Source organism: Pseudomonas sp. P105 (assembly GCF_032614175.1).
Classification (GTDB): domain Bacteria; phylum Pseudomonadota; class Gammaproteobacteria; order Pseudomonadales; family Pseudomonadaceae; genus Aquipseudomonas; species Aquipseudomonas rhizophila.
Genome location: NZ_CP126693.1, coordinates 5,560,614 through 5,587,031 on the forward strand (window position 1 = coordinate 5,560,614; position 26,418 = coordinate 5,587,031).

At 63.2% G+C, this 26,418-nt stretch carries 25 protein-coding genes and 1 pseudogene; 11 read left to right on the forward strand and 15 right to left on the reverse strand.

Annotated elements, in window-relative coordinates:
• Positions 1–11 precede the first annotated feature (11 nt).
• Entirely contained in the window at positions 12–1,910 is a 1,899-nt protein-coding gene (dxs, locus tag QOM08_RS24915; RefSeq protein WP_173406497.1) for a 1-deoxy-D-xylulose-5-phosphate synthase, read from the forward strand.
• Between the two features lie 145 nt (positions 1,911–2,055).
• Positions 2,056–3,935, forward strand: a pseudogene (locus tag QOM08_RS24920) (TonB-dependent receptor domain-containing protein).
• A gap of 137 nt (positions 3,936–4,072) precedes the next feature.
• On the opposite strand, the gene QOM08_RS24925 reads toward QOM08_RS24920, so the two are convergent.
• The 12 genes from QOM08_RS24925 to nrdR all read right to left on the reverse strand — a co-directional run bounded on the left by QOM08_RS24925 (position 4,073) and on the right by nrdR (position 12,739).
• Positions 4,073–4,870 (reverse strand): cobalamin-binding protein, encoded by a 798-nt coding sequence (locus QOM08_RS24925; RefSeq protein WP_410479111.1) that lies wholly within the window; start codon positions 4,868–4,870, stop codon positions 4,073–4,075.
• On the reverse strand, positions 4,870–5,289 hold the full coding sequence (locus tag QOM08_RS24930; RefSeq protein ID WP_047229737.1) for a hypothetical protein: 420 nt from the start codon (positions 5,287–5,289) through the stop codon (positions 4,870–4,872). Before QOM08_RS24930 ends, QOM08_RS24925 begins: the two co-directional genes overlap by 1 nt.
• Entirely contained in the window at positions 5,286–5,903 is a 618-nt protein-coding gene (ribA, locus tag QOM08_RS24935) for a GTP cyclohydrolase II (RefSeq protein ID WP_047229738.1), read from the reverse strand. Before ribA ends, QOM08_RS24930 begins: the two co-directional genes overlap by 4 nt.
• A gap of 109 nt (positions 5,904–6,012) precedes the next feature.
• Positions 6,013–6,768: a transporter substrate-binding domain-containing protein gene (locus QOM08_RS24940; RefSeq protein ID WP_316912278.1), complete on the reverse strand. Its 756-nt coding sequence runs from the start codon at positions 6,766–6,768 to the stop codon at positions 6,013–6,015.
• 11 nt (positions 6,769–6,779) lie between these two features.
• Complete coding sequence (locus QOM08_RS24945) at positions 6,780–7,283, reverse strand: phosphatidylglycerophosphatase A (RefSeq protein WP_047229740.1); 504 nt, start codon at positions 7,281–7,283, stop codon at positions 6,780–6,782.
• Complete coding sequence (gene thiL / locus QOM08_RS24950) at positions 7,280–8,245, reverse strand: thiamine-phosphate kinase (protein ID WP_047229741.1); 966 nt, start codon at positions 8,243–8,245, stop codon at positions 7,280–7,282. The genes QOM08_RS24945 and thiL overlap by 4 nt, the downstream gene beginning before the upstream one ends.
• 18 nt (positions 8,246–8,263) lie before the next feature.
• On the reverse strand, positions 8,264–8,764 hold the full coding sequence (gene nusB, locus QOM08_RS24955) for a transcription antitermination factor NusB (protein ID WP_047229742.1): 501 nt from the start codon (positions 8,762–8,764) through the stop codon (positions 8,264–8,266).
• Entirely contained in the window at positions 8,761–9,237 is a 477-nt protein-coding gene (gene ribE / locus QOM08_RS24960; RefSeq protein ID WP_047229743.1) for a 6,7-dimethyl-8-ribityllumazine synthase, read from the reverse strand. Before ribE ends, nusB begins: the two co-directional genes overlap by 4 nt.
• A gap of 90 nt (positions 9,238–9,327) precedes the next feature.
• On the reverse strand, positions 9,328–10,419 hold the full coding sequence (gene ribBA / locus QOM08_RS24965) for a bifunctional 3,4-dihydroxy-2-butanone-4-phosphate synthase/GTP cyclohydrolase II (protein ID WP_076383459.1): 1,092 nt from the start codon (positions 10,417–10,419) through the stop codon (positions 9,328–9,330).
• A gap of 16 nt (positions 10,420–10,435) precedes the next feature.
• Positions 10,436–11,098, reverse strand: a complete 663-nt coding sequence (locus QOM08_RS24970) for a riboflavin synthase (protein WP_047229745.1) — start codon at positions 11,096–11,098, stop codon at positions 10,436–10,438.
• 46 nt (positions 11,099–11,144) lie between these two features.
• Positions 11,145–12,278, reverse strand: a complete 1,134-nt coding sequence (gene ribD / locus QOM08_RS24975; RefSeq protein WP_047229746.1) for a bifunctional diaminohydroxyphosphoribosylaminopyrimidine deaminase/5-amino-6-(5-phosphoribosylamino)uracil reductase RibD — start codon at positions 12,276–12,278, stop codon at positions 11,145–11,147.
• The gene (gene nrdR / locus QOM08_RS24980) at positions 12,275–12,739 is read right to left on the reverse strand and encodes a transcriptional regulator NrdR (protein WP_024778359.1); all 465 of its coding nucleotides are present in this window, start codon (positions 12,737–12,739) and stop codon (positions 12,275–12,277) included. The genes ribD and nrdR overlap by 4 nt, the downstream gene beginning before the upstream one ends.
• Before the next feature lie 127 nt (positions 12,740–12,866).
• Between nrdR and QOM08_RS24985 the strand changes: the two genes are divergently transcribed.
• From QOM08_RS24985 to trxA, 3 genes are all read left to right on the forward strand, one after another.
• A complete protein-coding gene (locus QOM08_RS24985) occupies positions 12,867–13,337 on the forward strand; it encodes a YbaY family lipoprotein (protein ID WP_047229747.1) in 471 nt (156 codons plus the stop codon).
• On the forward strand, positions 13,334–13,987 hold the full coding sequence (locus tag QOM08_RS24990) for a class I SAM-dependent methyltransferase (RefSeq protein ID WP_076383455.1): 654 nt from the start codon (positions 13,334–13,336) through the stop codon (positions 13,985–13,987). The genes QOM08_RS24985 and QOM08_RS24990 overlap by 4 nt, the downstream gene beginning before the upstream one ends.
• 180 nt (positions 13,988–14,167) lie before the next feature.
• Complete coding sequence (gene trxA / locus QOM08_RS24995) at positions 14,168–15,040, forward strand: thioredoxin (protein WP_047229749.1); 873 nt, start codon at positions 14,168–14,170, stop codon at positions 15,038–15,040.
• A 67-nt stretch (positions 15,041–15,107) separates the two neighbouring features.
• Here the strand turns inward: trxA and QOM08_RS25000 are convergent, their stop codons facing one another.
• Complete coding sequence (locus tag QOM08_RS25000) at positions 15,108–15,455, reverse strand: hypothetical protein (protein ID WP_047229750.1); 348 nt, start codon at positions 15,453–15,455, stop codon at positions 15,108–15,110.
• A 132-nt stretch (positions 15,456–15,587) separates the two neighbouring features.
• Between QOM08_RS25000 and QOM08_RS25005 the strand changes: the two genes are divergently transcribed.
• The 5 genes from QOM08_RS25005 (at position 15,588) to QOM08_RS25025 (ending at position 19,802) form a co-directional block, all read left to right on the forward strand.
• Positions 15,588–16,178, forward strand: coding sequence for a DUF2796 domain-containing protein (locus QOM08_RS25005; RefSeq protein WP_047229751.1), 591 nt, complete (start codon positions 15,588–15,590; stop codon positions 16,176–16,178).
• Positions 16,179–16,339: 161 nt separating this feature from the next.
• Positions 16,340–17,050 (forward strand): ABC transporter ATP-binding protein, encoded by a 711-nt coding sequence (locus QOM08_RS25010; protein WP_076383452.1) that lies wholly within the window; start codon positions 16,340–16,342, stop codon positions 17,048–17,050.
• A 1-nt stretch (position 17,051) separates the two neighbouring features.
• Complete coding sequence (locus QOM08_RS25015) at positions 17,052–18,317, forward strand: ABC transporter permease (RefSeq protein WP_047229753.1); 1,266 nt, start codon at positions 17,052–17,054, stop codon at positions 18,315–18,317.
• An 11-nt stretch (positions 18,318–18,328) separates the two neighbouring features.
• Positions 18,329–18,847 carry a DUF3299 domain-containing protein gene (locus QOM08_RS25020; RefSeq protein ID WP_188251923.1) on the forward strand — a complete coding sequence of 173 codons (519 nt, stop codon included), beginning with the start codon at positions 18,329–18,331 and terminating at the stop codon, positions 18,845–18,847.
• 256 nt (positions 18,848–19,103) lie between these two features.
• The gene (locus QOM08_RS25025; protein WP_107321784.1) at positions 19,104–19,802 is read left to right on the forward strand and encodes an OmpW/AlkL family protein; all 699 of its coding nucleotides are present in this window, start codon (positions 19,104–19,106) and stop codon (positions 19,800–19,802) included.
• Between the two features lie 135 nt (positions 19,803–19,937).
• Here the strand turns inward: QOM08_RS25025 and QOM08_RS25030 are convergent, their stop codons facing one another.
• Positions 19,938–20,867 (reverse strand): NAD-dependent epimerase/dehydratase family protein, encoded by a 930-nt coding sequence (locus QOM08_RS25030; RefSeq protein ID WP_188251922.1) that lies wholly within the window; start codon positions 20,865–20,867, stop codon positions 19,938–19,940.
• Positions 20,860–21,744 carry a sugar nucleotide-binding protein gene (locus tag QOM08_RS25035; RefSeq protein ID WP_076386543.1) on the reverse strand — a complete coding sequence of 295 codons (885 nt, stop codon included), beginning with the start codon at positions 21,742–21,744 and terminating at the stop codon, positions 20,860–20,862. The genes QOM08_RS25030 and QOM08_RS25035 overlap by 8 nt, the downstream gene beginning before the upstream one ends.
• Positions 21,745–22,044: 300 nt before the next feature.
• Here QOM08_RS25035 and QOM08_RS25040 point away from each other — a divergent pair, with 300 nt between their 5' ends.
• On the forward strand, positions 22,045–26,358 hold the full coding sequence (locus QOM08_RS25040; protein ID WP_188251921.1) for a DEAD/DEAH box helicase: 4,314 nt from the start codon (positions 22,045–22,047) through the stop codon (positions 26,356–26,358).
• The last annotated feature ends 60 nt before the right edge of the window (positions 26,359–26,418 follow it).

The window sequence follows — 26,418 nt, forward strand, 5'->3', positions numbered from 1 at the left end:
CGATTCGCCTGATGCCCACGACGTTTCAAGAGATTCCCCGCAAACGCCCGACCACGCCGCTGCTGGACCGCGCCAACACGCCGGACGGCTTGCGTCGCCTGGGTGAAGCCGAGCTGGAAACCCTGGCCGATGAGTTGCGCCTGGAGCTGCTCTACACGGTCGGCCAGACCGGTGGCCACTTTGGCGCCGGCCTTGGCGTCATCGAGCTGACGATCGCGCTGCATTACGTATTCGACACCCCGGACGACCGGCTGGTGTGGGACGTCGGTCATCAGGCCTATCCGCACAAAATCCTCACCGGCCGTCGCGAGCGCATGGGCACGCTGCGCCAGAAGGACGGCGTGGCAGCGTTCCCGCGGCGCTCCGAGAGCGAGTACGACACCTTTGGTGTCGGCCACTCCAGCACCTCCATCAGCGCCGCCCTGGGCATGGCGATTGCCGCCCGTCTGCAAAACAGCGAGCGCAAGGCGATTGCCGTGATCGGCGATGGTGCACTGACGGCAGGCATGGCTTTCGAGGCGCTGAACCACGCGCCGGAAGTCAACGCCAACATGCTGGTGATCCTCAACGACAACGACATGTCGATCTCGCGCAACGTCGGCGGGTTGTCCAACTACCTGGCGAAGATTCTTTCCAGCCGCACCTACGCCAGCATGCGCGAAGGCAGCAAGAAGGTGCTCTCGCGCCTGCCAGGCGCCTGGGAAATCGCCCGCCGCACCGAGGAATACGCCAAAGGCATGCTGGTGCCCGGTACGCTGTTCGAGGAGCTGGGCTGGAACTACATCGGCCCCATCGACGGCCATGACCTGCCCACTCTGATCGCCACCCTGCGCAACATGCGCGATCTCAAAGGCCCGCAGTTCCTGCATGTGGTCACCAAGAAAGGCAAAGGCTTCGCCCCGGCGGAAGTCGACCCGATCGGTTACCACGCCATCACCAAGCTTGAGCCGGTGGACGCCCCGGCCACCGCCCCGAAGAAGGCCAGCGGACCAAAGTATTCCGCCGTGTTCGGCCAATGGCTGTGCGACATGGCCGCCGCCGACCCGCGCCTGGTGGGCATTACCCCGGCGATGAAGGAAGGCTCGGACCTGGTGGCCTTCAGCGAACGCTACCCGCAGCGCTACTTCGACGTGGCGATTGCCGAGCAGCACGCTGTCACCCTCGCCGCCGGCATGGCGTGTGAAGGCGCAAAACCGGTGGTGGCGATTTATTCGACCTTCCTGCAACGCGGCTACGACCAGCTTGTTCATGACGTCGCGGTGCAGAACCTCGATGTGCTGTTCGCCATCGACCGTGCAGGCTTGGTGGGCGAAGACGGCCCGACCCACGCCGGCAGCTTCGATCTTTCGTTCCTGCGCTGCATCCCCGGCATGCTGCTGATGACGCCGAGCGATGAAAACGAGTTGCGCAAAATGCTCACCACCGGTCACCTGTTCAATGGCCCGGCGGCGGTGCGCTACCCTCGCGGCAGCGGCCCGAACGCGACCATTGATGCTGATCTTGAGCCGATCGAAATCGGCAAGGGCGTGATTCGCCGCCAGGGCAAGCAGACCGCCCTGCTGGTGTTTGGCGTGCAACTGGCCGAGGCCTTGAAGGTCGCCGAAACCCTGGACGCCACCGTGGTGGACATGCGCTTCGTCAAACCCCTGGACGAAACCCTGGTGCGCGAGATGGCCGGCAGTCACGAACTGCTGGTGACCGTCGAGGAGAACGCCATCATGGGCGGCGCCGGAGCGGCGGTCAGCGAGTTCCTGGCCCGGGAAAACATCCTCAAGTCGGTGCTGCACCTGGGCCTGCCGGACATCTACGTCGAACACGCCAAACCGGCGCAGATGCTGGCTGAATGCGGGCTGGACGAGGCCGGGATCGAAGCGGCCGTGCGCCAGCGGTTGCAGGTGCTGGGCCGGTAATCTTCAGACCACAAAACCCTTGTGGGAGCGAGCCTGCTCGCGATGGCGTAAGACCAGTCGACATCTACATCGACTGACGCACCGCTATCGCGAGCAGGCTCGCTCCCACAGGGGTATGCGTGGAGCCATATTTCTCGGAACACCCATGAAACTGCGCCTCGCCCTGACCTTTTCACTGCTGCCAACCACCGAGCTGCTGGCCGACACCTTCGAACGCGACCAGGCCCTCAAGCTCCCCGACGTGGTCATCAGCGCCAACCGCCAGGTCGAGGCCCGCAACGACAGTAGCGCCGCCAACACGGTATTCACCCGTGACGACATCGAACGCCTGCAACCGGCCAGCGTGACCGACCTGCTCAGCCGTGTGCCGGGGTTCAGGTGGCGCCGCTGGGCGGGCGTGGCAGCCTTCCGGGAATTTACATTCGCGGCACCAAATCGGCCCAGAGCCTGGTGCTGGTGGACGGCCAGCGCATCGGCAACTCCACCTCCGGCGACAGCAACTTGCAACGCCTGAACATCAACCAGATCGAACGGGTGGAAGTGCTGCGCGGTTCGCGCTCAGTGATCTACGGCGCCGACGCGGTGGGCGGGGTGATCCAGATCTTCACCCGTCGCGGTAACGAACAAGGCCTGCAACCGCGCTTGCACCTGGGTTTCGGCAGCCACCAGACCTGGGAGCGCAGCCTGGGCCTGTCCGGCGGTGATGATCGAACACGCTTCAGCCTCGGCGCCAGCCTGGATGAAAGCGACGGGACCAATCGCACCCATGAGTCCTACGCCAGCGACCGTGACCTTGATGCCAACCGCAACCAGTCCTTGAGCCTGAGCTTGAGTCATGAGCTCAACGCTGACCTGGAAGTGGGCCTGAACCTGCTGGATAACCGCGGCAAAAGCGAATACGACAACCCGTTCGGCCGCTTCGACCCGAACACCTTCGAGTCGTTGCCCCAGCAGCCCTACAGTGAATTTGCGGTAAGCAGTTTCAGCACTTATGTCGATGGGCGCATCAACGACGCGTGGAAATCGCGCCTGGAACTGGGCCACAGCGAAAACCGCGAAAAAACCTTCGACAAGCTCAGTGATGTCCGGGAAGTGTTCAACACCTACCGCGACTCGCTGACCTGGCAGAACGATGTAACGCTGGACGATCGCAACAGCCTGATTGTCGGTGGTGATTGGTATGAGGATCGGATCAACAGCAGCACGCCGTATGACGAAGACAGCCGCTGGAACCGTGCGGCGTTTATCCAGCATCGTTTCCGGGGCGAAACGTTCTCCACCGAACTGGGCGTGCGCCGCGACCAGAACCAGCAATTCGGCGCCCAGAATAGTTGGAGCGGCACGTTCACCCTGCCGGTGAATCCGGACAATGATGTACTGCTGACCTACAGCGAAAGCTTCCGCGCACCGACCTTCAACGACCTGTACTACCCGGACTTCAGTAACCCGGACCTTGAACCCGAAACCGCCAAAAGCTACGAACTGCAATGGCGCAGCCAACTGAGCGACAGCGCCCGCCTGGAGACTTCGCTGTACCGCACGGACCTGGAAGACGCGATTATTTTCGGCAGCAACTCACGCCCACAAAACGTCGCCTCGGCACAAATCAACGGTTTCGAAGCAGCCCTGAGCCAAGAGTTATTCGGCTGGCAGGGCAATTTGGGCCTGGCCATCATCGACCCACGGGACCGCGACAGCGGCCACACCCTGGCCCGCCGCGCCCGCCGGACCTTGAGCCTGGATCTGGATCGCCAATTTGACCGCTTGAGCCTGGGCGCCAGCTGGCAAGCGGTGAGCAGCAGCTACGACGATGAGAACAACCGCAATGCCCTGGGCGGATATGCCCTGCTCGGGTTGCGCGGCAGTTGGGCGTTGAACCGCGAGGTGAAGCTGGAGATGAAGGTCGATAACCTGCTGGACAAGGGTTACAGCCGGGCGCTGTATAGCCATGAAGGTGGGCAGTATGGGTATCGTGAGGAAGGCCGGGCCTGGTTGTTTGGGGTGACCTGGACGCCGGCGCTTTGATCCAGAGATTGTGGTGCCGGGACTGACCTCATCGCGAGCAGGCTCGCTCCCACAATTTGATCCGATGTGAATACAAAATCAGCGGTGCCACAAATCCCTGTGGGAGCGAGCCTGCTCGCGATTGGGAGCACCGCGGTTTATCTGTCCGGCGCAATTAGCCCGCACAACCGCGCCGTCGCCTCGATCATCTGCCCACTGGGTCGCTCCAGCCCCTTGTCACTGACCAACAGCAGCCGCCCCTGCGCCACCGCCGCCAGCTGCGGCCAGGCTTTCCACGCGTCGAGCTGGGCTTGGTCCGTGGCCAGGATGATCTGCGGATTGCGCTGCAACACTGACTCCACACTCACCTGCGGCGCCGGCAAGGTCAGGTCGGCAAACACATTGCGCGCCCCGCAAACCGCCAGCGCATCACTGATGATCTGCTCGCCGCCAACGGTGTACAGCGGCCGGTCCCAGACCTGATAGAACACCGGCAACGGCGTGTCGCGCCGGTAGCGCTGACGCAACGCCTCAAGACGCCCGCGCAACTGCGCCGCTCGCTCCACGCCCCGTTCCGGGCGGCCGAGTTGCGTGGCGATGGCTTCGATTTGGGTGATGAGCTGGTCGAGACTGTGGGGTTCGGCGACGTAGACAGGAATCTTCAATCCCTTGAGCTGCTGGCGTTGGGCGTTGCCGACGCTGCCGGGCCAGAGCAGGAGTAGATCGGGCCTGAGACTGAGCAAGCGCTCCATGTCCAATTGCCCATAACGCCCCACAGAAGGCAGGTCTTTCAACACCAAGGGCCGATCGCCGCCATCCAGCACACCCACCAGCAGGTCGGCGGAGTCCAGTTCAAGCACGATTTCAGACAGGGATGGAGCCAGGCTGACCACACGCTGGGCCGCCACCGTGGAGGCGCTGACGGCCAACAGCAGGACCGCCAGCCAGCGGATCATCAACCGAGCTGACGCGGGATGCGATACAGGTAGAACAAGACCGTCGTGGACAATGCCAGCAGCATCAACGGCACCGCTTCCAGGCCCACGAACACCGCCAGGGCGCCGATCCAGGCCGGCAGGCCAGCCGCGAGAAAGGCCACACGCCGCCGGGCCGCCAAGGCGATCCAGGCTTGAGGCTCTTCGGGGGTATCGAGGGCTTTTTGGGTGGCGATCAAAGCGTGTTTGTAAGCGCCAAAGAAGCGCAGGCTGACAAACATCGAGGCCACGCCAGCGATAAACAGCGGCATCGCCAGCACCGGCAGAATCGCTTCGCCCTGGCCGAATACCGCGTTGATCACGAACAGCGGCAGCAAGGCCAGCGCCAGGTATTGCCACCAACTGACGGACAGTCGCCGCCGAACCTGACCGCGCGTCACGCCCGATCAACCTCGCCCTGGTGCTCGTTGCCCATCATGTGGTCGAGCTTGCTGGCCTTGGTCGCCAGGTAAAGCTTGTTGTGGGGGTTGTGCCCGGTGTGCAGTGGCACGCGTTCGGCCACCACGATGCCCATATCGGACATCGCCTTGACCTTGCGCGGGTTGTTGGTCATCAAGCGCAGCGACTTGACGCCCAGATGCTCTAGCATCGGCAGGCAGATGCTGTAGTCACGCAGGTCGGCCGCAAACCCCAGGCGCTCGTTGGCTTCGACCGTGTCGGCGCCGCCATCTTGCAGCTCATAGGCGCGAATCTTGTTCAGCAGGCCAATGCCGCGGCCTTCCTGGCGCAAGTAAAGCAGCACGCCACGCCCTTCGCGGGCAATGGCCCGCAGCGCGGCCTCAAGTTGCGAGCCGCAATCACAGCGCTGGCTGAACAAGGCATCGCCCGTCAGGCATTCAGAGTGCAGGCGGCCCAGTACCGGGGCACCGTCGGCGAAATCACCCAGGCTCAGCACGACGTGCTCGCGGCCAGTGGCTTCATCGAGAAAACCATGCATGGTGAATTGCGCAAAAGGCGTTGGCAGCTTGGAAGCGGCAACAAAAACGACAGGCACCGGTGTGCTCCTGATCTATTACTGGAGATTCGCAGAGGCGGGCATTGTAACAGCACGTCCCGACCGACGCTCAGGCTGAATTATCGGCCATAAACATCGAAAAGATTGATTACGGCTTTGGTGGCCTGCCGTGCTCGTCGAAGGGATAGGGTTGTTTCCAGCGTGCAAAAATCGGCTTCAGTCGACCGTTCTTCACCAGCTCAGCCATGCGCCGGTCAAACAGGCCCCGTAGCACCCGACCGTTTTCGGTGTTGGCAAACCCTAGATAGAGCGGCAGATTGATCAGCGGCGAAAGTTTGAATTGCTGGGGATTCTCGGCCTTGGCAAGCAAGTTCTCGATTTCCATCAACGCATCGATATAAAAATCGGCGCGATCATGGACCAGCATCGGCAGGATACCCACAGCACGGTGAATCTCGTTGAATTTGCGGATGTTAGGCAGGTAGCTGTCGTATTCGTAGCCACGCATCCACACCAGCCGATAGTTGCCGACCGTCGCCAATGTAGGAGACGGTTTGGAGGCCAGCCCCAAGGCGTAGATGTGATCGACATCGTAGTGCCATTGAGGATAAAGCACCCCCTCCGACTCATCGAGATAAGCGCCCACTTGCACATCGACCTCACCGCGCTGCACCAGCCCGATTGAACGGGTATACGGCACGCTGCGGGTTTCCAGCCTCACGCCTGCGGGTTCGAACACCTCCCGCAAGATGTCCCACGCCATGCCCTTGCCATCAGCCTGGGAGTAATCCGCCCATTCCTCGCTGGCCGCGCGCACCTTGTCGGGCAGCGCCGTCGGCTCCGCCCGCGCGCCGAAGCAGACCACCAGACACAACAGCAGTAAGAGTGCGCGGCTTGCGCCCATGCCTGAATCCCTCAGGAGAAACACCACACCAATCCTTGCATCGCCAGCCAGGCGAAGACACCGGCCAATACATCATCAAGCATGATGCCTACGCCTCCATGCACCTTGCGGTCGATCCAGCGGATCGGCCAAGGCTTAAGGATATCGAAGAAGCGGAACATCAGAAAACCCGCCAACAGCCAATACCATCCTTCAGGCACCAGCCACAGGGTAATCCACATGCCGACCATTTCGTCCCAGACGATGCCTTCATGATCGTGCACCCGCAGGTCATCCGCCACCTTGCCGCACAGCCAGAAGCCGAACAGCATGGTGATGCCGAGCATCAGCCAGTAGCCCCAGTCCGGCAACATCTGCCACAACGGTATAAAGGGTAGCGCAACCAGCGAGCCCCAGGTGCCCGGAGCTTTAGGTAAAGTGCCCGAACCGAAGCCGAACGCGAGGAAATGCCAGGGATTACGCCAGACCGAGGGCGGAACGAATTCCGCCGGGACCTGGTTGGGATGATCTGTCACGGTGTCTCCCGAAAATGTTGATAGCCCCGGATTTGCGGGGTGATGTCGTGTCCATCGCTGTCGAGCAGCGCAACACCTTGCCCGGCCACCACGCGACCGATCACATGGATCGGCCAGCCCTCGGCCTGCAACGCCATCAGTCGGACAGATGGCAAGGTGAATAGCAACACGTAATCGTCACCACCGCTCAACGCGGCGTGCGCGGCATTCGCTCGGCCCAGGAACGCTACCAAAGCCTTGGACAATGGCAGGCGGTCACGTTCAACGTGCAACGCCACACCTGACGCCAGGGCGATATGCCCGCAATCGGCCAGCAGGCCATCAGAGATATCCATCGCCGCGCCAGCCTTGCCCCGCAGCGCCAGGCCGAGGTCGATTTGCGGGCGTGGCGACCAATAATGCGCCAGCAGCGGCTCGGCGATATCAGGTTCGGCGGTGCGCTGCCCCAGCACGAGCGGCAATGCGCCAGCGCCATTGCCCAACTCGCCACCGACACATAGCCAATCACCAGGCTGCGCGCCGCCGCGAGTCAGGGCCTGGCCGCACGGCACGCGACCGAACACCGTCAGGGTCATGCTCAACGGCCCACGCGTCGTGTCACCGCCCACCAGCGCGACGTCACACGCCTGGGCCATCTGGTTCAAACCACGGGCATAGGCTTGCAACCAATCGGCGGTCACCGTCGGCAAGGTCAGGGCCAGGGTAAATGCAAAAGGAGTAGCGCCCATGGCGGCCAGGTCACTGACCGCCACGGCCAGCGAGCGCTGGCCGAGCAGGAACGGGTCGCAAGGGTCTGGAAAATGCACACCGGCCACAAGGGTATCGGTGGACACCGCCAACTGCTCCCCGGGTGGAACGGCCAGCAAGGCGCAGTCGTCGCCGATCCCGAGCGCAACGCCCTCGCCGCCCTGCGCGCAAGACGCGGCGGCGAAGTAATGACGGATCAGCTCAAATTCGCCCATAGTCGCTGCAAACGCCGGTCAGCGCTTGAACGCCTTCACTTCAGCTTCACGCAGACGCGGGGCCAGCTTGTCGAGTACGCCGTTGACGAACTTGTGCCCATCGGTGGACCCGAAGACTTTCGCCAGCTCGATCCCTTCGTTGATCACTACGCGGTAAGGAACGTCGACGCGCTGCATCAGCTCCCAGGTGGACAAGCGCAACACGGCCAGTTCAACCGGGTCCAGCTCTTCGATGGTCAGGTCCAGGCAAGGGGCCAGGGCAATGTCGATTTCGGTCTTGTGGGCCGGGACGCCATGCAGGATCTCGCGGAAGTACGCGCCATCAACGTCACTGAAATCGTTGTCGACCCGAAACTGCGCTTCGATCTCGTTCAGCGATTGCTTGGCCATGTGCCATTGATACAGCGCCTGGGTCGCGAGCTGACGGGCTTCGCGACGCTTGACGCTCTTCGAAGGCTTGCCGGCATCGGCTGGCTTGGGATCGCGCGGGTTGAAACGATCGCTTTCGTCGCTAATCACTTGGCCTCCAACTGCGCCAGCAGGCTGACCATTTCCAGGGCGGACAGGGCAGCTTCGGCGCCTTTGTTACCGGCCTTGGTGCCGGAACGTTCGATGGCTTGCTCGATGGAATCAACGGTCAGCACGCCGAAGGCGACCGGCACGCCGAATTCCATGGACACCTGGGCCAGGCCCTTGGTGCATTCGCCGGCCACGTATTCGAAGTGCGGAGTACCGCCACGAATGACCGCGCCCAGAGCGATGATCGCCGCATATTCGCCCTTTTGAGCGACTTTCTGCGCAACCAGCGGAATTTCGAAGGCGCCAGGCGCACGGATGATGGTGATGTCGCTTTCGCTCACGCCATGGCGAACCAGGGCATCGACCGCACCGCCAACCAGGCTCTCAACCACGAAGCTGTTGAAACGGCCCACTACCAGAGCGTAGCGGCCTTGAGGGGCGATGAAGGTACCTTCGATGGTCTTCAGGGTCATTCGTCAGATCTCTTAAAGAGCCAGAGCGCGTTCGAATACGCGCTCCTTAGTGATATTAGCCGCGAATACTGAGCCGGAAATCCCGGGCCATTATTCGGAGGGCACGTATTCTACAACTTCCAGGTCGAAACCGGATATCGCATTAAATTTCATTGGTGCGCTCATCAGGCGCATTTTTCGTACGCCCAGGTCCCGCAGGATCTGCGAACCGGCGCCGACGATGCTGTAGGTGGTCGGTTTTTTCACGATGGTGTTATCGCCGGTTTCACGGATGTGCGCCAGCAACACGTCGCCATCGAGCGGGTGTCCGAGCAGCAGGACCACGCCGCTGCCGGCCTCGGCCACCGCGGCCATGGCGGCCCGCAGGCTCCAGCGGCCGGGCTGCTTGACCATCAGCAGGTCGCGCAGCGGGTCCATGTTATGCACGCGCACCAGGGTCGGTTCTTCGGCGCACACGGTGCCCAGGGTCAGCGCCATGTGCACGTCACCTTCCACCGAGTCGCGGTAGGTCACCAGGTTGAACTGGCCCAGTTCGCTGTCCAGCGGCTGCTCGGCAATCCGCTGAACGGTACGTTCGTGGATCATCCGGTAGTGGATCAGGTCAGCGATGGTGCCGATCTTGATGTTGTGTTCGGCGGCAAAGGCTTCCAGTTCCGCGCGACGGGACATGGTGCCGTCGTCGTTCATGACTTCGCAGATCACGCCGCTGGCTTCGAAACCAGCCATGCGCGCCAAGTCGCACGCCGCTTCGGTGTGGCCGGCACGGGCCAGGGTGCCGCCGGCCTGGGCCATCAGCGGGAAGATGTGGCCGGGGCTGACAATGTCTTCGGCCTTGGCGTCTTTCGCGGCGGCAGCCTGCACAGTGCGGGCACGGTCAGCGGCGGAGATCCCGGTGGTCACGCCCTCGGCGGCCTCGATGGACACGGTGAACTTGGTGCCGAAGCCGGAACCGTTGCGCGGCGCCATCAATGGCAGCTTCAAGAGCTCGCAGCGCTCGCGGGTCATGGGCATGCAGATCAGGCCACGGGCGTGCTTGGCCATGAAGTTGATGTGTTCGGCCTTGCAGCACTCGGCGGCCATGATCAGGTCGCCTTCGTTCTCGCGGTCTTCGTCATCCATGAGGATGACCATCTTGCCTTGGCGGATGTCTTCAACCAGTTCTTCGATGCTATTGAGCGCCACGCGGCACCCCCTTGGGTCAGGATTTGAGGTAGCCGTTGGCGGCCAGAAAGCTTTCAGTGATGTTACCGGCTGCAGGCGTTGCTGCCTTGTCACCCAACAGCAGGCGCTCCAGGTAACGGGCCAGCAGGTCAACCTCCAGGTTGACCCGGCGACCGGGCCGATACGAGGCCATGATGGTTTCGCTCAAGGTGTGCGGAATGATGGTCAGCAGGAACTCGGCGCCATCCACCGCATTGACCGTCAGGCTGGTGCCATCGACGGTGATCGAGCCTTTATGGGCGATGTACTTGGCCAGCTCTTTCGGGGCGCGGATGCGAAACTCCACGGCCCGGGCGTTATCGCTGCGCGCAACCACTTCACCCACGCCGTCGACATGGCCACTGACCAGATGTCCGCCCAGGCGGGTGGTAGGGGTCAGGGCTTTTTCCAGGTTGACCGGGCTGCCGCTCTTGAGATCGTTCATGGCGGTGCAGTCGAGGGTTTCGCGGCTGACGTCCGCCAGGAAACCATTGCCCGGCAGTTCGACGGCGGTCAGGCACACGCCGTTTACCGCGATGCTGTCGCCCAGTTTGACGTCGCTCAGGTCGAGCTTGCCGGTTTCGACATGAACCCGCACGTCGCCGCCCTTGGGGGTCAGTGCACGGATGCTGCCGATGGATTCGATGATGCCGGTAAACATGGAGTCCTCCTCGAGAACGGGCCGCCGCTTGAGCGAAAGCCGGGAATTATACGCGGGCCTGCGAAACGGGAACGGCGATGACTCGCCAGTCATCGCCCACGGCACGGATTTCGGTGATTTTCAGCTCCGGGGCATCTTTCATCTGCGCCAGCGGCCAATCCAGTAACGGTCGTGCCGAAGAGCCGAGGAACTTGCCGGCGATGAAAATCTGGAACTCATCCACCAATCCTTGCCGGGCAAAAGCCCCCGCCAGGCGTGGGCCGGCTTCCACCAGCACTTCATTGACGCCGCGGCCCGCCAGCTCCATCAGCAGGCGACGCAGATCGACCTGGCCATCGTCGCCCGCCACGATCATGCATTCTGGGCCATTGGCGTATTGTTCTTCCACCGCCATGCAGGTAGCGACCAGCGCCGGGCCGGCCTTAAAGAAAGGTGCGTCCAGCGGCACGCGCAGACGACCGTCCACCAGTACCCGCAACGGCGGACGACTCATGATCAGCGCGGTCTGCTGCGCATCCAGGCCCAGTTCATCGGCGCGCACGGTCAGCCGGGCGTTGTCGGCCAGCACCGTATCGGCGCCGGTCAGCACCACACTGGCCTGGGCGCGCAGGCGTTGCACCGCCGAACGTGCAGCCGGGCCGGTGATCCACTGGCTTTCGCCGCTTTCCATGGCGGTGCGGCCATCGAGGCTCATGGCGAGCTTGACCCGCACGAACGGCAAGCCGTGTTCCATGCGCTTGAGAAAACCTTCATTGAGCTTGCGGGCTTCGCCTTCCAGCACGCCGCTTTCGGTGGCGATACCGGCCTGGGCCAGCCGCTGCAGGCCGCGCCCGGCGACTTCCGGGTTCGGGTCCTGCATCGCCGCCACCACCCGCGCCACGCCGGCATTGACCAACGCATCGGCACAGGGCGGCGTATGCCCGTGATGGCTGCAGGGTTCGAGGGTCACGTAAGCCGTGGCGCCCCGAGCCTGTTCACCGGCGGCGCGCAGGGCATGGACTTCGGCATGGGGTTCGCCGGTGCGAATGTGCCAGCCTTCGCCGACAACCTGACCGTCACGCACGATCACGCAACCTACCCGGGGATTGGGATGCGTGGTGTAGTGACCGCGCCGCGCCAATTCCAGGGCACGGGCCATGTGTTGGGCGTCGAGGACCGCCTGCTGCGCCGGGCTGGTCATTCTTTCACCGGTTCGCGGGCCAGGCGGTCGATTTCTTCGCGAAATTCGTTCAAGTCCTGGAAACGGCGATAGACCGAGGCGAAACGGATGTAGGCGACTTCATCGAGCTTCTGCAGCTCGGCCATCACCAGTTCACCGACCACCAGGGATTTGACCTCGCGTTCGCCAGTGGCCCGCAGCTTGTGCTTGATGTGCACCAGCGCCGCTTCCAGGCGCTCGACGCTCACCGGGCGTTTTTCCAGGGCGCGCTGCATGCCAGCGCGCAGTTTGTCTTCGTCGAACGGCTGACGGCTGCCGTCGGTCTTGATCAGGCGCGGCAACACCAGTTCAGCGGTCTCGAACGTCGTGAAACGCTCGCCGCAGGCCAGGCATTCGCGCCGGCGGCGGACCTGTTCGCCCTCGGCGACCAGTCGCGAGTCGATGACCTTGGTGTCGTTGGCACCGCAGAAGGGACAGTGCATGGTGGCAGGCAACAAAAAAAGGGAGGGCCATGGTAGCGCATCCCACTGGCAAGACAAGCCATAGGGTTTACGGTATACAGACGGGGTTACCGTCAGCCCCCTGGAATTTACCTTGCTGGAGCCACACATGCCGCTACGATCGCTCGTTTTGCTCAGTCTATTCAGCCTGCTGATGGCGTGCAGCAGCGACGCCCCCAAACCCGATGCCCCCGCCCCGGCCAAGACCCCTGCGCCGAAACAGGCCCAGGAAAAAGCCCGCCAGGCCGCTGAACTGGGGCCGCTACCGGCGCACCAGCGGGAGTTGAGCGGCACCCTGCAAGGGATACCGGCCGGGGCCGAGGTCGAACTGGCGCTGCTGGTGATCGATGACAAGGATCGTCCGCAACAATTGCTCGCCAGCTCCAGCCTGATCGGCAACAACCAGGCCCTGCCCTTTCGCCTGCGCTTCAACCCCGAAGCCTTCCCGGTTGGCGCCCGCGTGGAACTGCGCGGCCGCGCCAGCCAGTCGGGCCAGTTGATCCTGCATCTGCCGGAGCAACGCATCAGCCAGCCGACCACCCAGGCGCTGGGCGCGCTGCAATTTGTCAAAGCGCCATGAATTCACCGCAAGACCTGCAGCACGCGTTGGGCCAGTTGCTTGGAGACGCGCGCCTAGTGGCTTGCCCGCTGCCTGAGACTGAGCTGAAATTGTGGCTGATCGACGGCGATAACATGGACCGCGCGTTCAGCCCGGAAGAAACCCGGCGCATTCTCCACGAACCACCTTACTGGAGCTTCTGCTGGGCCAGCGGCCTGGCCATGGCACGCTATCTGGTCGAACAGCCGCATTGGGTCGCAGGCAAGCGAGTGCTGGACTTCGGCGCCGGTTCCGGCGTGGCGGGTATTGCCGCGCTCAAGGCCGGGGCGCTGGAGGTGGTGGCCTGTGATCTGGATCCTCTGGCGCTTGCTGCGTGCCAGGCCAATGCCCTGCTCAATGACGTAACGCTTGGGTACTCGGAGGATTTTTTCGCCGAGGACGATCGCTTCGACCTGATCCTGGTCGCAGATGTGCTTTACGACCGCGCCAACCTGCCGTTGCTCGACCAGTTCCTCAGTCGCGGCCGCGAGGCCCTGGTGGCCGACTCCCGGGTGCGGGATTTCCAGCATCCGCTGTACCGGCGCATCGAAATGCTCGAAGCCATGACCTTGCCGGATCTGGCCGAGCCCGAGGAGTTTCGGCATGTGAGCCTGTACCACGCGCGGCGTTAGCCTCAAGAGCATCGCGAGCAAGCTCGCTCCCACAGGGTTTTGTGTCGAATACAAAATGTGTGTTCATCACAAATCCCATGTGGGAGCGAGCCTGCTCGCGATAAGGCACCGCCCCCCGCTTTCAGCCGCCCCCCACCAAGCCGTATAGTTGCCCCATTCAAGCGTTCTACGAGATTCCCCATGACCCAGGACACCCCGTACATCTTCGACGCCACCACCGCCGACTTCGACCAGTCGGTGATCGCCAACTCTTTTCACAAACCGGTGCTGGTGGATTTCTGGGCCGAGTGGTGCGCGCCGTGCAAGGCGTTGATGCCGATGCTGCAAGGCATTGCAGAGAGCTATCGAGGCGAACTGCTGCTGGCCAAGGTCAACTGCGACATCGAGCAGGACATCGTCGCCCGCTTCGGCATTCGCAGCTTGCCTACCGTGGTGCTGTTCAAGGACGGCCAGCCCGTCGACGGTTTCGCTGGGGCCCAGCCGGAGTCCGCCGTGCGGGCGATGCTCGAACCCCATGTACAGATGCCGCCTCCGGCCGCCGCCGACCCGTTTGAACAGGCCCAGGCGCTGTTCGACGAGGGTCGTTTCGCTGATGCCGAGGCCGTGCTCACTGCACTGCTGGGGGAGGACAATACCAACGCCAAGGCGCTGATCCTGTATGCCCGCTGCCTGACCGAGCGCGGTGAGCTGACTGAGGCACAAACCGTGCTCGACGCGGTGAAAAGCGACGAGCACAAGGCCGCGCTGGCCGGGGCCAAGGCGCAGATCCAGTTTCTCGGCCTGGCCAAGGATCTGCCGGACGCCGCCGATCTCAAGGCCCGCCTGGCGAAAGATCCGCAGGACGACGAAGCGGTGTATCAACTGGCAATCCAGCAATTGGCCCGCCAGCAGTACGAGCCGGCCCTCGACGCGCTGCTCAAGCTGTTCATCCGCAACCGCAGCTACAGCGAAGGCCTACCCCACAAGACGTTGCTGCAAGTCTTCGAATTGCTGGGCAACGACCATCCGCTAGTGACGACCTATCGCCGCAAGCTGTTTGCGGCGTTGTACTAGAGGTGCCGTTGCAAGCTGCAAGCTTCGAGCTGCAAGCGGCGATTCGTTTCAGCTTGGGGCTTGCGGCTCAATCTGCGTGCCAGCTGTAGAGCGGTGTATCGCCGCCGCTGATGACTTTCACGTCCGGACTATGGCGCAAGCGCACTAACAGGCGTTTGCCGGCCGGGGCGCTGCCGGTCAGGCCTTCGAGCTGTTCCAGCAGGTCCGGACCGCTCAGTTGCCCGGCCTTGCGCAGCAATTCCCTGGCGATCTGCCACAAGGCATCGTCCTGGTTGGCCGGCCTGGCCGCAGCCGTCGCCGTGTTATCGGGCCTGACCGTTTGCAACTGCGCGCCGAGCTGCGCCCAGTCGCCCTCATCCATGTCGATCGACAAGTCCACCGGCCAATCACCGACGGTTCCGCGTATCCGCAACATTACCGTGCTCCTGAAAATTTCATGTGCCCATGCTCCCATGAGCCTTGCGCGACGCCAAGCAGCCGGTCAAACTCTGCGCACTTTCGTTATAAGATTACATAACAGAACACTCATTTTATCTGGAGACTCGTCATGCGCCGTCTGCTTCTCGCCCTGCCGTTCGCCCTGCTGCCCTTGGCTGTCGCCCATGCGGCGGTCGAGCATGACCACGATCATGATCACGAGCACGGCAGCCTCGGCGCCCATGAACACGGTGTCGGCCGGCTGAATGCCGCCCTGGATGGCCAAACCCTGGAACTGGAGCTGGAAAGCCCGGCGATGAACCTGGTGGGCTTCGAACACGCCGCCACCAGCGATGCCGACAAGGCCAAGGTCGCCGCCGTGCGTGCGCAACTGGACAAGCCGCTGGCGCTGTTCAGCCTGCCCGCCGCCGCCAAATGCACCGTGGCTCAGCAGGAACTGGAGAGTCCGCTGTTTGGCGATGAACCGGACCACGATGACCACGACGAAGATGAGCATGGCGACGAACACCACGGCGAACACAGTGAAATCCATGCCCACTACCAGTTCACCTGCGCCACCCCGGGCGCGTTGAAAAACCTGGACCTGGCGACCCTGTTCAAAACCTTCCCGGCCACCCAGAAAATTCAGGTACAACTGATCAGCCCGAGCGGCCAGCAAGGCGTGGAAGTGACGGCCAAGGCACCCACCCTGAAATTCTGATTGACCGCAAAACCAATGTGGGAGCGAGCCTGGTGGGAGCAAAGCTTGCTCGCGATGGCGGTTCGATTGTCGACACCCAAGTTGAATGTGACGGCCTCATCGCGAGCAAGCTTTGCTTCCACCGGTATTCCCACAGGTATTCATCTTTTGAACCCGCAAACATGACTCAAGCACTCATCGAACTGTCCGACCTGGGCTTCAGTTGGCCCGGACATCCACCCTTGCTGGATATCCCGGCGTTTCGCCTGGAGGCGGGAGAGACGCTGTTTCTCAAAGGTCCCAGCGGCAGCGGCAAGACCACGCTGCTGGGGCTGCTGGGCGGTGTGCAGACACCGGACCGGGGCAGCATTCGCCTGCTCGGCCAGGAACTCACCGAACTGGGCGCCGGGGCCCGTGACCGCTTTCGCGTCGACCACACCGGCTACATCTTCCAGCAATTCAACCTGCTGCCGTTTCTCTCGGTGCGCGAGAACGTTGAACTGCCCTGTCACTTCTCGAAACTGCGTGCACAACGGGCGATCCAGCGTCACGGCAGCGTCGATCAAGCCGCTGCCACGCTACTGGCGCACTTGGGCCTGACCGACACGAATCTGCTTGGGCGCCGCGCCGACTCGCTGTCCATCGGCCAGCAGCAACGGGTAGCAGCCGCCCGGGCATTGATCGGCCAGCCGGAACTGGTGATCGCCGACGAACCCACCTCGGCACTGGACTACGACGCCCGGGAAAACTTCCTGCGGCTGCTGTTCGCTGAATGCCGCGAGGCCGGATCGAGCCTGCTGTTCGTCAGCCATGACCAGAGCCTGGCGCCGCTGTTCGACCGCAACCTCTCGCTGGCCGATCTCAATCGCGCCGCCACGCCACTCGAGGTCTGAGATGTATTTGTTCCGTCTTGCCATGGCCAGCCTGGCGAACCGCCGTTTCACCGCGATCCTCACCGCATTCGCCATTGCCCTTTCGGTGTGCCTGCTGCTGGCGGTAGAGCGGGTACGCACCGAGGCGCGGGCCAGTTTCGCCAGCACCATCAGTGGCACCGACCTGATCGTCGGTGCCCGCTCGGGTTCGGTGAACCTGCTGCTGTATTCGGTGTTTCGCATCGGCAACGCCACCAACAACATCCGCTGGGACAGCTTCGAGCAGTTCGCCAGCAACCCGAAAGTGAAGTGGGCGATCCCCATGTCCCTGGGCGATTCCCATCGCGGCTACCGGGTGATGGGCACGACCGAGGCCTACTTCGAGCATTACCAATACGGTCGCCGGCAACACCTGGCGCTGGCCGAGGGCCGCGCCTTCGCCACCGATCCATTCGAAGTGGTGCTCGGCGCCGAAGTGGCCGAGGCGCTGCATTACACGCTGGGCGACAAACTGGTGCTGGCCCACGGCGTGGCGGTGGTCAGCCTGGTCAAGCACGATGACAAGCCCTTCACCGTGGTCGGTATTCTCAAGCGCACCGGCACCCCGGTGGACCGCACGCTGCACATCAGCCTCGGCGGCATGGAAGCGATCCACATCGACTGGAAAAACGGTGTGCCGGCCCAGGGCAAGGGCCGCATCAGCGCCGACCAGGCCCGCAACATGGACCTGACGCCCAAGGCGATCACCGCGTTCATGCTTGGCCTCAACAGCAAGATTTCCACCTTCGCCCTGCAGCGCGAGATCAACGAGTTCCGCGGCGAGCCGTTGCTGGCGATCCTGCCCGGCGTGGCGTTGCAGGAGTTATGGAGCCTGATGGGCACGGCGGAAAAAGCCTTGTTCGTGATTTCGCTGTTCGTGGTGCTGACCGGTCTGATCGGCATGCTCACGGCGATTCTCACCAGCCTCAACGAGCGGCGGCGGGAGATGGCGATCCTGCGCTCGGTGGGCGCGCGGCCGTGGCACATCGCGACCCTGCTGGTGCTCGAAGCCTTCGCCCTGGCGCTGGCCGGGGTCGCCGCCGGGCTGGCCCTGCTGTACATCGGCATCGCCGCCGCGCAGGGTTATGTGCAGTCGGCCTATGGGTTGTATCTGCCCTTGGCCTGGCCGAGCGAATATGAATGGACGCTGATGGCTGGCATTCTGGTCGCCGCTCTACTGATGGGCAGCGTGCCGGCCTGGCGCGCCTATCGCCAATCGTTGGCCGATGGCCTGTCGATCCGTTTATGAGGACGTTGAAGATGCCCCGCGCTTTGCTTGCGCTGTTGATGACGGTCGCCCTACCGCTGTGGGCGGCCGAACCGAGGGACTTGGCGTGGCAGGAAATGATCCCGCCGGACGCACCGCCGGAAGTGCCGAACATGACGCCGCTGCACGACCTGTCGCAGATGAGCGATGCCCTGGCCGCCGAAGCGGCCCCGGCGGCCAAGCAGGATCTGCCCAACGCGCCGGTGGTCAAGGAACTCGACGGCCAGCAGATTCGTTTGCCGGGTTACATCGTGCCGCTGGAAGTCAGCGAAGAAGGCCGCACCACGGACTTTTTGCTGGTGCCGTATTTCGGCGCTTGCATCCACGTACCGCCACCGCCGTCGAATCAGATCGTGCATGTGAAAAGTGAAATCGGGGTCAAGCTCGACGAGTTGTACCAGCCGTACTGGGTCGAAGGGCCGATGCAGGTCAAGCCGTCCACCAGTGAACTGGCCGATGCCGGGTATCAGATGGCGGCTGAGAAGATTTATGTGTATGAACTGCCGGAGTGAATCTGGTGGTGATGTGTTGGCAATGGAATAGCTATCGCGAGCAGGCTCGCTCCCACAGTTGACCGAGTTGCTTCAGAAGGAATCCGGTCCAATGTGGGAGCGAGCCTGCTCGCGATGGGGCCCTCAAGATTTCCTCATCATCATTTTATTGAGCTGAGTCAATTAATAGACCCAGACTCATTGAGCTGAGTCAAAAGACCGCCCTAGAGCGCTGCGTACCATGAGACATCAATTTTAGATGCCCTCTGGAGCCCCCATGCAAAAGTCTCTGCTCAGCGCTTCCCTCGTGGCCCTCGCGCTCGCCTCCCCGCTCGCCCAGGCTCATACCGCTGGCGACATCATCGTTCGCGCCGGCGCCATCACCGTCAACCCGGAAGCCGACAGTTCCAGCGTCAAGGTCGATCGTGGCCCGCTGGCCGGCGCCGACCTGGGCGGCAAGGCAACCATGAGCAGCGACACACAGCTAGGCCTGAACTTCGCCTACATGATCACCAACAACCTGGGCATCGAACTGCTGGCCGCATCGCCGTTCGAGCACGATGTGAAGATCAAAGGCACCGCCCTGGGTGCGGCCAACAACAAGCTCGGTACCCTCAAGCACCTGCCGCCAACCCTGAGCCTGGTCTACTACCCGCTCGACGCCACGTCGGCCTTCCAGCCTTACGTCGGCGCCGGCATCAACTACACCTGGATCTACGATGAACACGTCGGCAGCGAAGCCAGCGCCAACGGCTTCAGCAACTTCCGGGCGAGCAACAGTTGGGGCATGGCGTGGCAAGTGGGCGCCGACTACATGCTGACCGACAACATCATGGTCAACGGCCAGATTCGCTACATCGACATCGACACCACCGCCTATGTGGACAACAACGCCGTGGCCAGCGGAACCCGGGCCAAGGTGAATGTCGATGTGGACCCTTGGATCTACATGGTGGGGTTGGGTTACAAGTTCTAAATCATTCTTGAGAGTAAGAAAAAACCTGTGGGAGCGAGCCTGCTCGCGATTGCGTTGGATCAGCCGGCATTGATGCCAGCTGACAAACCGCTATCGCGAGCAGGCTCGCTCCCACAGTTTTTGGTGGCGTAGGATTCAGCGTTCCAGCAGCCGCGCCAGCCCCACGCTCATCGGCGTTTGTGGTGGAAAGCTGAAGCGCTCCAACAGCCGGCGATTGTCAGCCCGGGAATGGCGGATGTCGCCGGAGCGAGCCGGGCCGTAGCTGATCGGCGGCAGATCGCCCACCACCACGGCCAGGGCCTGGAGCAATTGTTTGAGGGTCGTGGCCTGGTTCCAGCCGACGTTCACGGCGCCCACTTGCACCTCAGGTGTTTCAATGGCCTGCACCAACACGTCCACCAGGTCTTCGACGTAGACAAAATCCCGGGTCTGCTCGCCGTCGCCGAACACCGTGATCGGCAGGCTTTTCTGTGCCCGTTCGCTGAAGATGCTGATGACCCCGGAATAAGGCGAGGACGGATCCTGACGCGGGCCGTAGATGTTGAAGAAGCGGAACACCGCCGGCTCCAGTGCGTGCTGGCGGCGGTAGAAGTCCAGGTAGAACTCGCTGGCCAGCTTGTCCGAAGCATATGGCGTGAGCGGGGCCTTGGGCGTTTCCTCGTCGATGGACTCACCTTCGCCGTTGTTGCCATAGACCGCTGCGCTGGAGGCGAACAGCACCCGCTTCACCCCGGCCTGGCGCATGGCTTCGCAGACATTGAGGGTGCCGATGAAATTGCTCTGGTGGGTGCGCACCGGGTCGTCCACCGAGGCCTGCACCGAAGCCACTGCTGCCAGGTGCGCCACGGCGCTGCAACCGGCCACGGCCCGGGCTACCAGCGCCGCATTGGCCACGTCGCCTTCGATCAGTTCAACCAGAGGGTTGTCCAGCGGCAGGTTACTGCGCTTGCCGGTGGACAAGTCATCGAGGATGCGTACCGAATGACCCTTGGCGAGCAAGGCGTCGGTCAGGTGCGAACCAATGAAACCAGCGCCGCCGGTGATTAAAACAGGACCTTTAGCCATGACGATAAAACCTATCCAGTAAGCCCGGGAGTGCAGCGCGCCAGGCGCGGGGCTTGATCCCGAACGTGTGCAGAATTTTCTTGCAGGCCAGCACCGCATGCTGCGGTTCTTCCGCGGCGTCCGGCCGTGCGGCGTGTGCCTGGGGGGTAGGCGATTCGATTGCCAGGGGATGCAGGGCCCGGGCTTCGGTGAGGATCGCTTGCCCCAACGCCAGCGGCGTGGTCGCCTCATGCCCGGCATAGTGGTAGGTGCCCCACAACGGCGCGGCGCAATCGAGTTGCTTGAGCACCGAGATGATCACCCGCGCCGCGTCGTCCACTGGCGTCGGATTGCCCCGACGGTCGTCGGCCAACAGCAGGTCTTCGGGTTGTTCGGCCCGGGCCAGGAAACGTCCCAGGATGCCGTCGGCGCTGTCGTCCAGCAGCCAGCCGAAACGCAACAGCACATGTTGCGGACAGGTGGCGCGCACGCTCTGCTCGATCCGCCACAACGCCTGCCCGCGCAGACCCAAAGGCACAGGTTCGTCCTTTTCGCTGTACGCCGTAGCGCGGGATCCATCAAACACGCGATAGCTCGACGGTTGCAGCAAAATGATGTTGTGATGCTGGCACAGCTCGGCCAGCCGCTCGACAGCGCGCTCCTGGCTGGCCAGGCGCTGCTCGCTGACGGTCTCAGCCTGGAACCAGTCGAAGTAGTACGCCAGGTTGATCAAGGCGTCCGGTCGAGTGTCGTCCAGCAGCTGCGTCAGGCTCGCGGCATCCCAGCCGTCTTCGGGGGGGCGGGGGGCAAGAAAACCGATGTCTTCTTCCGCACCGAGGCGAATCAGCGCCTGCCCAAGGGCATTTCCGCCGCCCAGTAACATAAGGCGCATTCGCATAAAGTCAGCAGGCCCGGTCTGTTGGCAAAAGAATTGGGTCGACAACGCCCGCAGGCGTTGTCGGAATCGTTGCATTTTGCGGGTTTAGTGCGCAACCGTCATCCGTAAAGTGCAGATCCGGTATTTGTGTAAGCTTCACAGGCTTTATTGCGAGCAGGCTCGCTCCCACAATGGAGCGAGTCTCTTCAGAAAGAATGCGGTCGAATGTGGGAGCGAGCCTGCTCGCGATGAGGCCCTCCCAGGCCAGGCATCGCTCAGAGGTACTTGCATCTTCCCCATCCCACCCGCATAACTGCCCACATGAATCTGCCCTTCCCAGCCGACCACGCCATGGCAGGCTTTCATCCCGCCGTTCGCGCCTGGTTCAGCCAGACATTCCCGGCGGTCACGGCCGCTCAGGCCCGGGCGTGGCCGTTGATCGGGCAGCGCCGTTCGACCCTGGTGGCTGCGCCCACGGGATCGGGCAAGACCCTGACGGCATTTCTTGCCGTACTGGATGACCTGGTACACCGAGGCCTGGAACAGGGCGGTCTGCCGGACCAGACCCTGGTGGTCTATGTCTCGCCGCTCAAGGCACTGAGCAACGACATCCAGATCAACCTGCAAAACCCACTGGCCGGCATTACCGAACAATTGCGGCAGATGGGCCTGCCGCCGTTGCACATCACCACCGCCGTGCGCACCGGAGACACGCCACAAAAAGACCGCACAGCGATGCGCAAGACCGCGCCGCATATTCTGGTGACCACTCCCGAATCGCTTTACGTGCTGCTCGGCTCCGATTCCGGCCGGCAAATGCTCGCCAGCACCCGCACCGTCATTGTCGACGAGATCCACGCCATCGCCGCCAGCAAGCGCGGCAGTCACCTGGCCTTGAGCCTGGAGCGTTTGCAAGCGCTGTGCGCCGAACCGCTGATGCGCATCGGTCTGTCCGCCACGCAAAAACCCATCGAAGCGGTGTCGCGTTTTCTCGTTGGCCAGGGGCGCAGCTGTGAAATCGTCGACATCGGCCACGCCCGCCCCCGGGACCTGGACATAGAAGTGCCACCCGTGCCGCTCTCGGCGGTGATGGCCAATGATGTTTGGGAACTGGTCTACAACCGCCTCGCCGAACTGGCCCGGGAACACCGCACCACCCTGATTTTCGTCAACACCCGGCGACTGGCCGAACGCCTGAGCCGTCATTTGAGCGAACGCCTGGGCAAGCACGCCGTGGCCGCTCACCACGGCAGCCTGGCCAAGGAGTTTCGCCTCGACGCCGAACAACGGCTCAAGCGCGGCGAGTTGCAGGTGTTGATCGCCACCGCGTCCCTGGAACTGGGCATCGATATCGGCGACGTCGACCTGGTGTGTCAGATCGCCTCGCCGCGGTCGATCTCGGCGTTTTTGCAACGGGTCGGCCGCTCGGGCCATCAGGTTGGCGGCACGCCCAAGGGACGCCTGTTCGCCACCACCCGCGACGACTTGATCGAATGCGTCGCCCTGCTCGATTGCGTGCGCCGGGGAGAGCTGGACATTCTGCACATCCCCAAGGCGCCACTGGATGTGCTGGCCCAGCAGATCGTCGCCGAGGTCAGTTGCCAGGAATGGCCGGAACAGGCGCTGCTGGAAACCTTTCGCCGCGCCGCGCCCTATGCCGAGTTGGACGACGGCCACTATCAGGCGCTGCTGCACATGCTCGCCGAGGGCCTCAATGGTCGTCAGGGCGTGCGCAGTGCGTACCTGCATCGCGACGCCGTCACCCGCACCCTGCGCGGGCGCCGGGGCAGCAAGCTGACCGCCGTGACCAGCGGCGGCACTATCCCGGACAACGCCGACTACAGCGTGCTGCTCGAACCCCAAGGATTGAACATCGGCAGCGTCAACGAAGACTTCGCCGTGGAGAGCATTGCCGGCGACGTGTTCCAACTGGGCAATACCTCTTACCGCATCATTCGCGTGGAGACCGGTCGGGTGCGGGTCGAGGACGCCCAGGGCCAGCCGCCGACCATTCCGTTCTGGCTTGGCGAAGCCCCTGGCCGCAGCGCCGAGTTGTCCCTGGCGGTAGCCCGCCTGCAAGCCCAACTGGACCAACTGCTCGGTGCCACGCCGGGCAACTTGCAACCGGCCCTCGACTGGCTGACCGGCACCTTGCAACTGAACCTGGCCAGTGCCGAACAACTGGTGGACTATCTGGCCCCGGCACGCCTGGCCTTCGGCGCCCTGCCGTCCCAGGACACACTGGTGATGGAGCGGTTTTTCGACGAGTCCGGCGGCACGCAACTGATCATCCATACGCCGTTCGGCAGCCGCATCAACCGCGCCTGGGGCTTGGCCCTGCGCAAGCGTTTCTGCCGCACCTTCAATTTCGAATTGCAGGCCGCCGCCAGCGAAGACGCCATCGTGCTGTCGCTGTCCACCAGCCACAGCTTCGAGCTGGACGAGGTCTGGCGCTATCTCAATAGCCATAGTGCCGAACAGATATTGATCCAGGCCGTGCTGGATGCGCCGCTGTTCGGCGTGCGCTGGCGCTGGAATGCCAGTGTCGCCCTGGCCTTGCCGCGCTATTCGGGCGGACGCAAAGTCGCTCCGCAGATCCAGCGCATGAAAAGCGAAGACCTGATCGCCAGCGTATTCCCGGACCAGATCGCCTGCCTGGAGAACCTCGCCGGCGAACGGGAAATTCCCAATCACCCACTGGTGGAACAGACCCTCGACGACTGCCTGCACGAAGCCATGGACAGCGAAGGCTGGCTGACGCTGTTGCGGCGCATGGAAGCCGGCGAGGTTCGTCTGATCAGCCGCGATCTGCCGGCGCCCTCGCCCCTGGCGGCGGAAATCCTCAGCGCCCGGCCCTACACCTTTCTCGACGACGCCCCGCTGGAAGAACGCCGCACTCAAGCGGTGATCAACCGGCGCTGGAGCGACCCGCAGTCTACCGACGACCTCGGTGCACTCGACGCCGACGCCATCCAGGCGGTACGGGACGAAGCCTGGCCGGCCCCCACCAACCTCGATGAAATGCACGAAGCACTGATGAGCCTGGCCTGCATCGCCGACAGCGAGGCAGGTGCTCAGCCGTCGAGGCTGGACTGGCTGCAGGCCCTGGCCGAGCGCGGCCGCGCCAGTCATGTACAGATCAGCGCCGAACGAGGTGTGTGGGTGGCGCTGGAACGACTGACGTGTCTGCAAGCCATTTATCCACAGGCTCAATGGCGACCGCCGCTGACGCCGCTGGCGGGTTTCGATGAACCCTGGGACCGCGATGAGGCCATGGTGGAGGTACTGCGCGCGCGGCTCAGCGCCTTTGGTCCACTGCCGCTGGAGGCCATCGCCTACCCGCTGGGGCTAACGCCCCCGCCCATCACCCAGGCCCTGGCGCAACTGGAACAGCAAGGCTACGTGCTGCGTGGCCGATTCACCCCCGGCAGCGGACAGGAAGAATGGTGCGAGCGGCATTTGCTGGCGCGTATCCACCGCTACACCGTCAAGCGCCTGCGCCGGGAAATCGAGCCGGTGATGTTGCAGGATTTCATGCGGTTCCTGTTCGACTGGCAGCATCTGTCGCCGTCCACCCAAGGCCGGGGCAACGCGGTGCTGCCGTCGATCATCAGTCAGTTCGAAGGCTATCCGGCCGCCGCCTCGGCGTGGGACAGCGACCTGTTGCCGGCGCGGATCAAGGACTATTCCCCGAGCTGGCTCGATGAGCTGTGCCGCAGCGGCAAGCTGGTGTGGACGCGCCTGAGCGCTCGTCAGAAGCAATCTTCCAGCGCCTTGCGCAGCACGCCGATTGTGTTGCTGCCGCGCAATCAGGTCGCCCTCTGGAGCAGCCTGACTGAACAGACCCCACCCAGCGAGCTGTCACCCAAGACGCAAAAAGTCCATAAGGCCCTCAGCGAACACGGCGCGCTGTTTTTCGATGAGTTGTTGCACGAGGCGCACTTGCTGCGCAGCGAACTGGAAATCGCGCTACAGGAACTGGTAGGCGCCGGGCTGGTAAATGCCGACAGCTTCGCCGGGTTGCGCGCGTTGATCACCCCTGCCAGTAAGCGCCAGGCGCGCAGCAGTCGGCGCGGGCGCGGGGCATTCGTTGGCGGCATGGACGATGCCGGGCGCTGGGCCTTGTTACGCCGTAGCACACCAGAGCCCGAGGAAGGAAACCGGCCAGCGGCGATACCACCCGACACCCTCGAACACATCGCCATGACCTTGCTGCGCCGTTATGGCGTGGTGTTCTGGCGCCTGTTGGAGCGGGAGGCGGATTGGTTGCCGAGCTGGCGCGAGTTACTGCGCACGTTTCATCGCCTGGAGGCGCGGGGAGAGATTCGTGGCGGACGTTTTGTCAGCGGCCTGGCGGGCGAGCAATTCGCCCTGCCCGAAGCCATTCCATTGCTGCGGGAAGTGCGCCGCCGCCCCAGCGACGGCGCCCTGGTCGCGGTGTGCGGTGTCGACCCGCTGAACCTGGCCGGCACCTTGTTGCCGGGAGCGAAAGTACCGGCGCTGGCGAGCAATCGGCTGGTGTATCGCGATGGCCTGCCGGCGGCGGCGCAGATCGCGGGCAAACAGCATGTGTGGCTGGAGCTGGATGCGCAGGGCATGACTGAGGTAAGGAACAAGCTGATCCAGAGAAGTTGAGGGTGTCTGGACGGACCTCATCGCGAGCAGGCTCGCTCCCACATTTGATCTGCGCTGGGG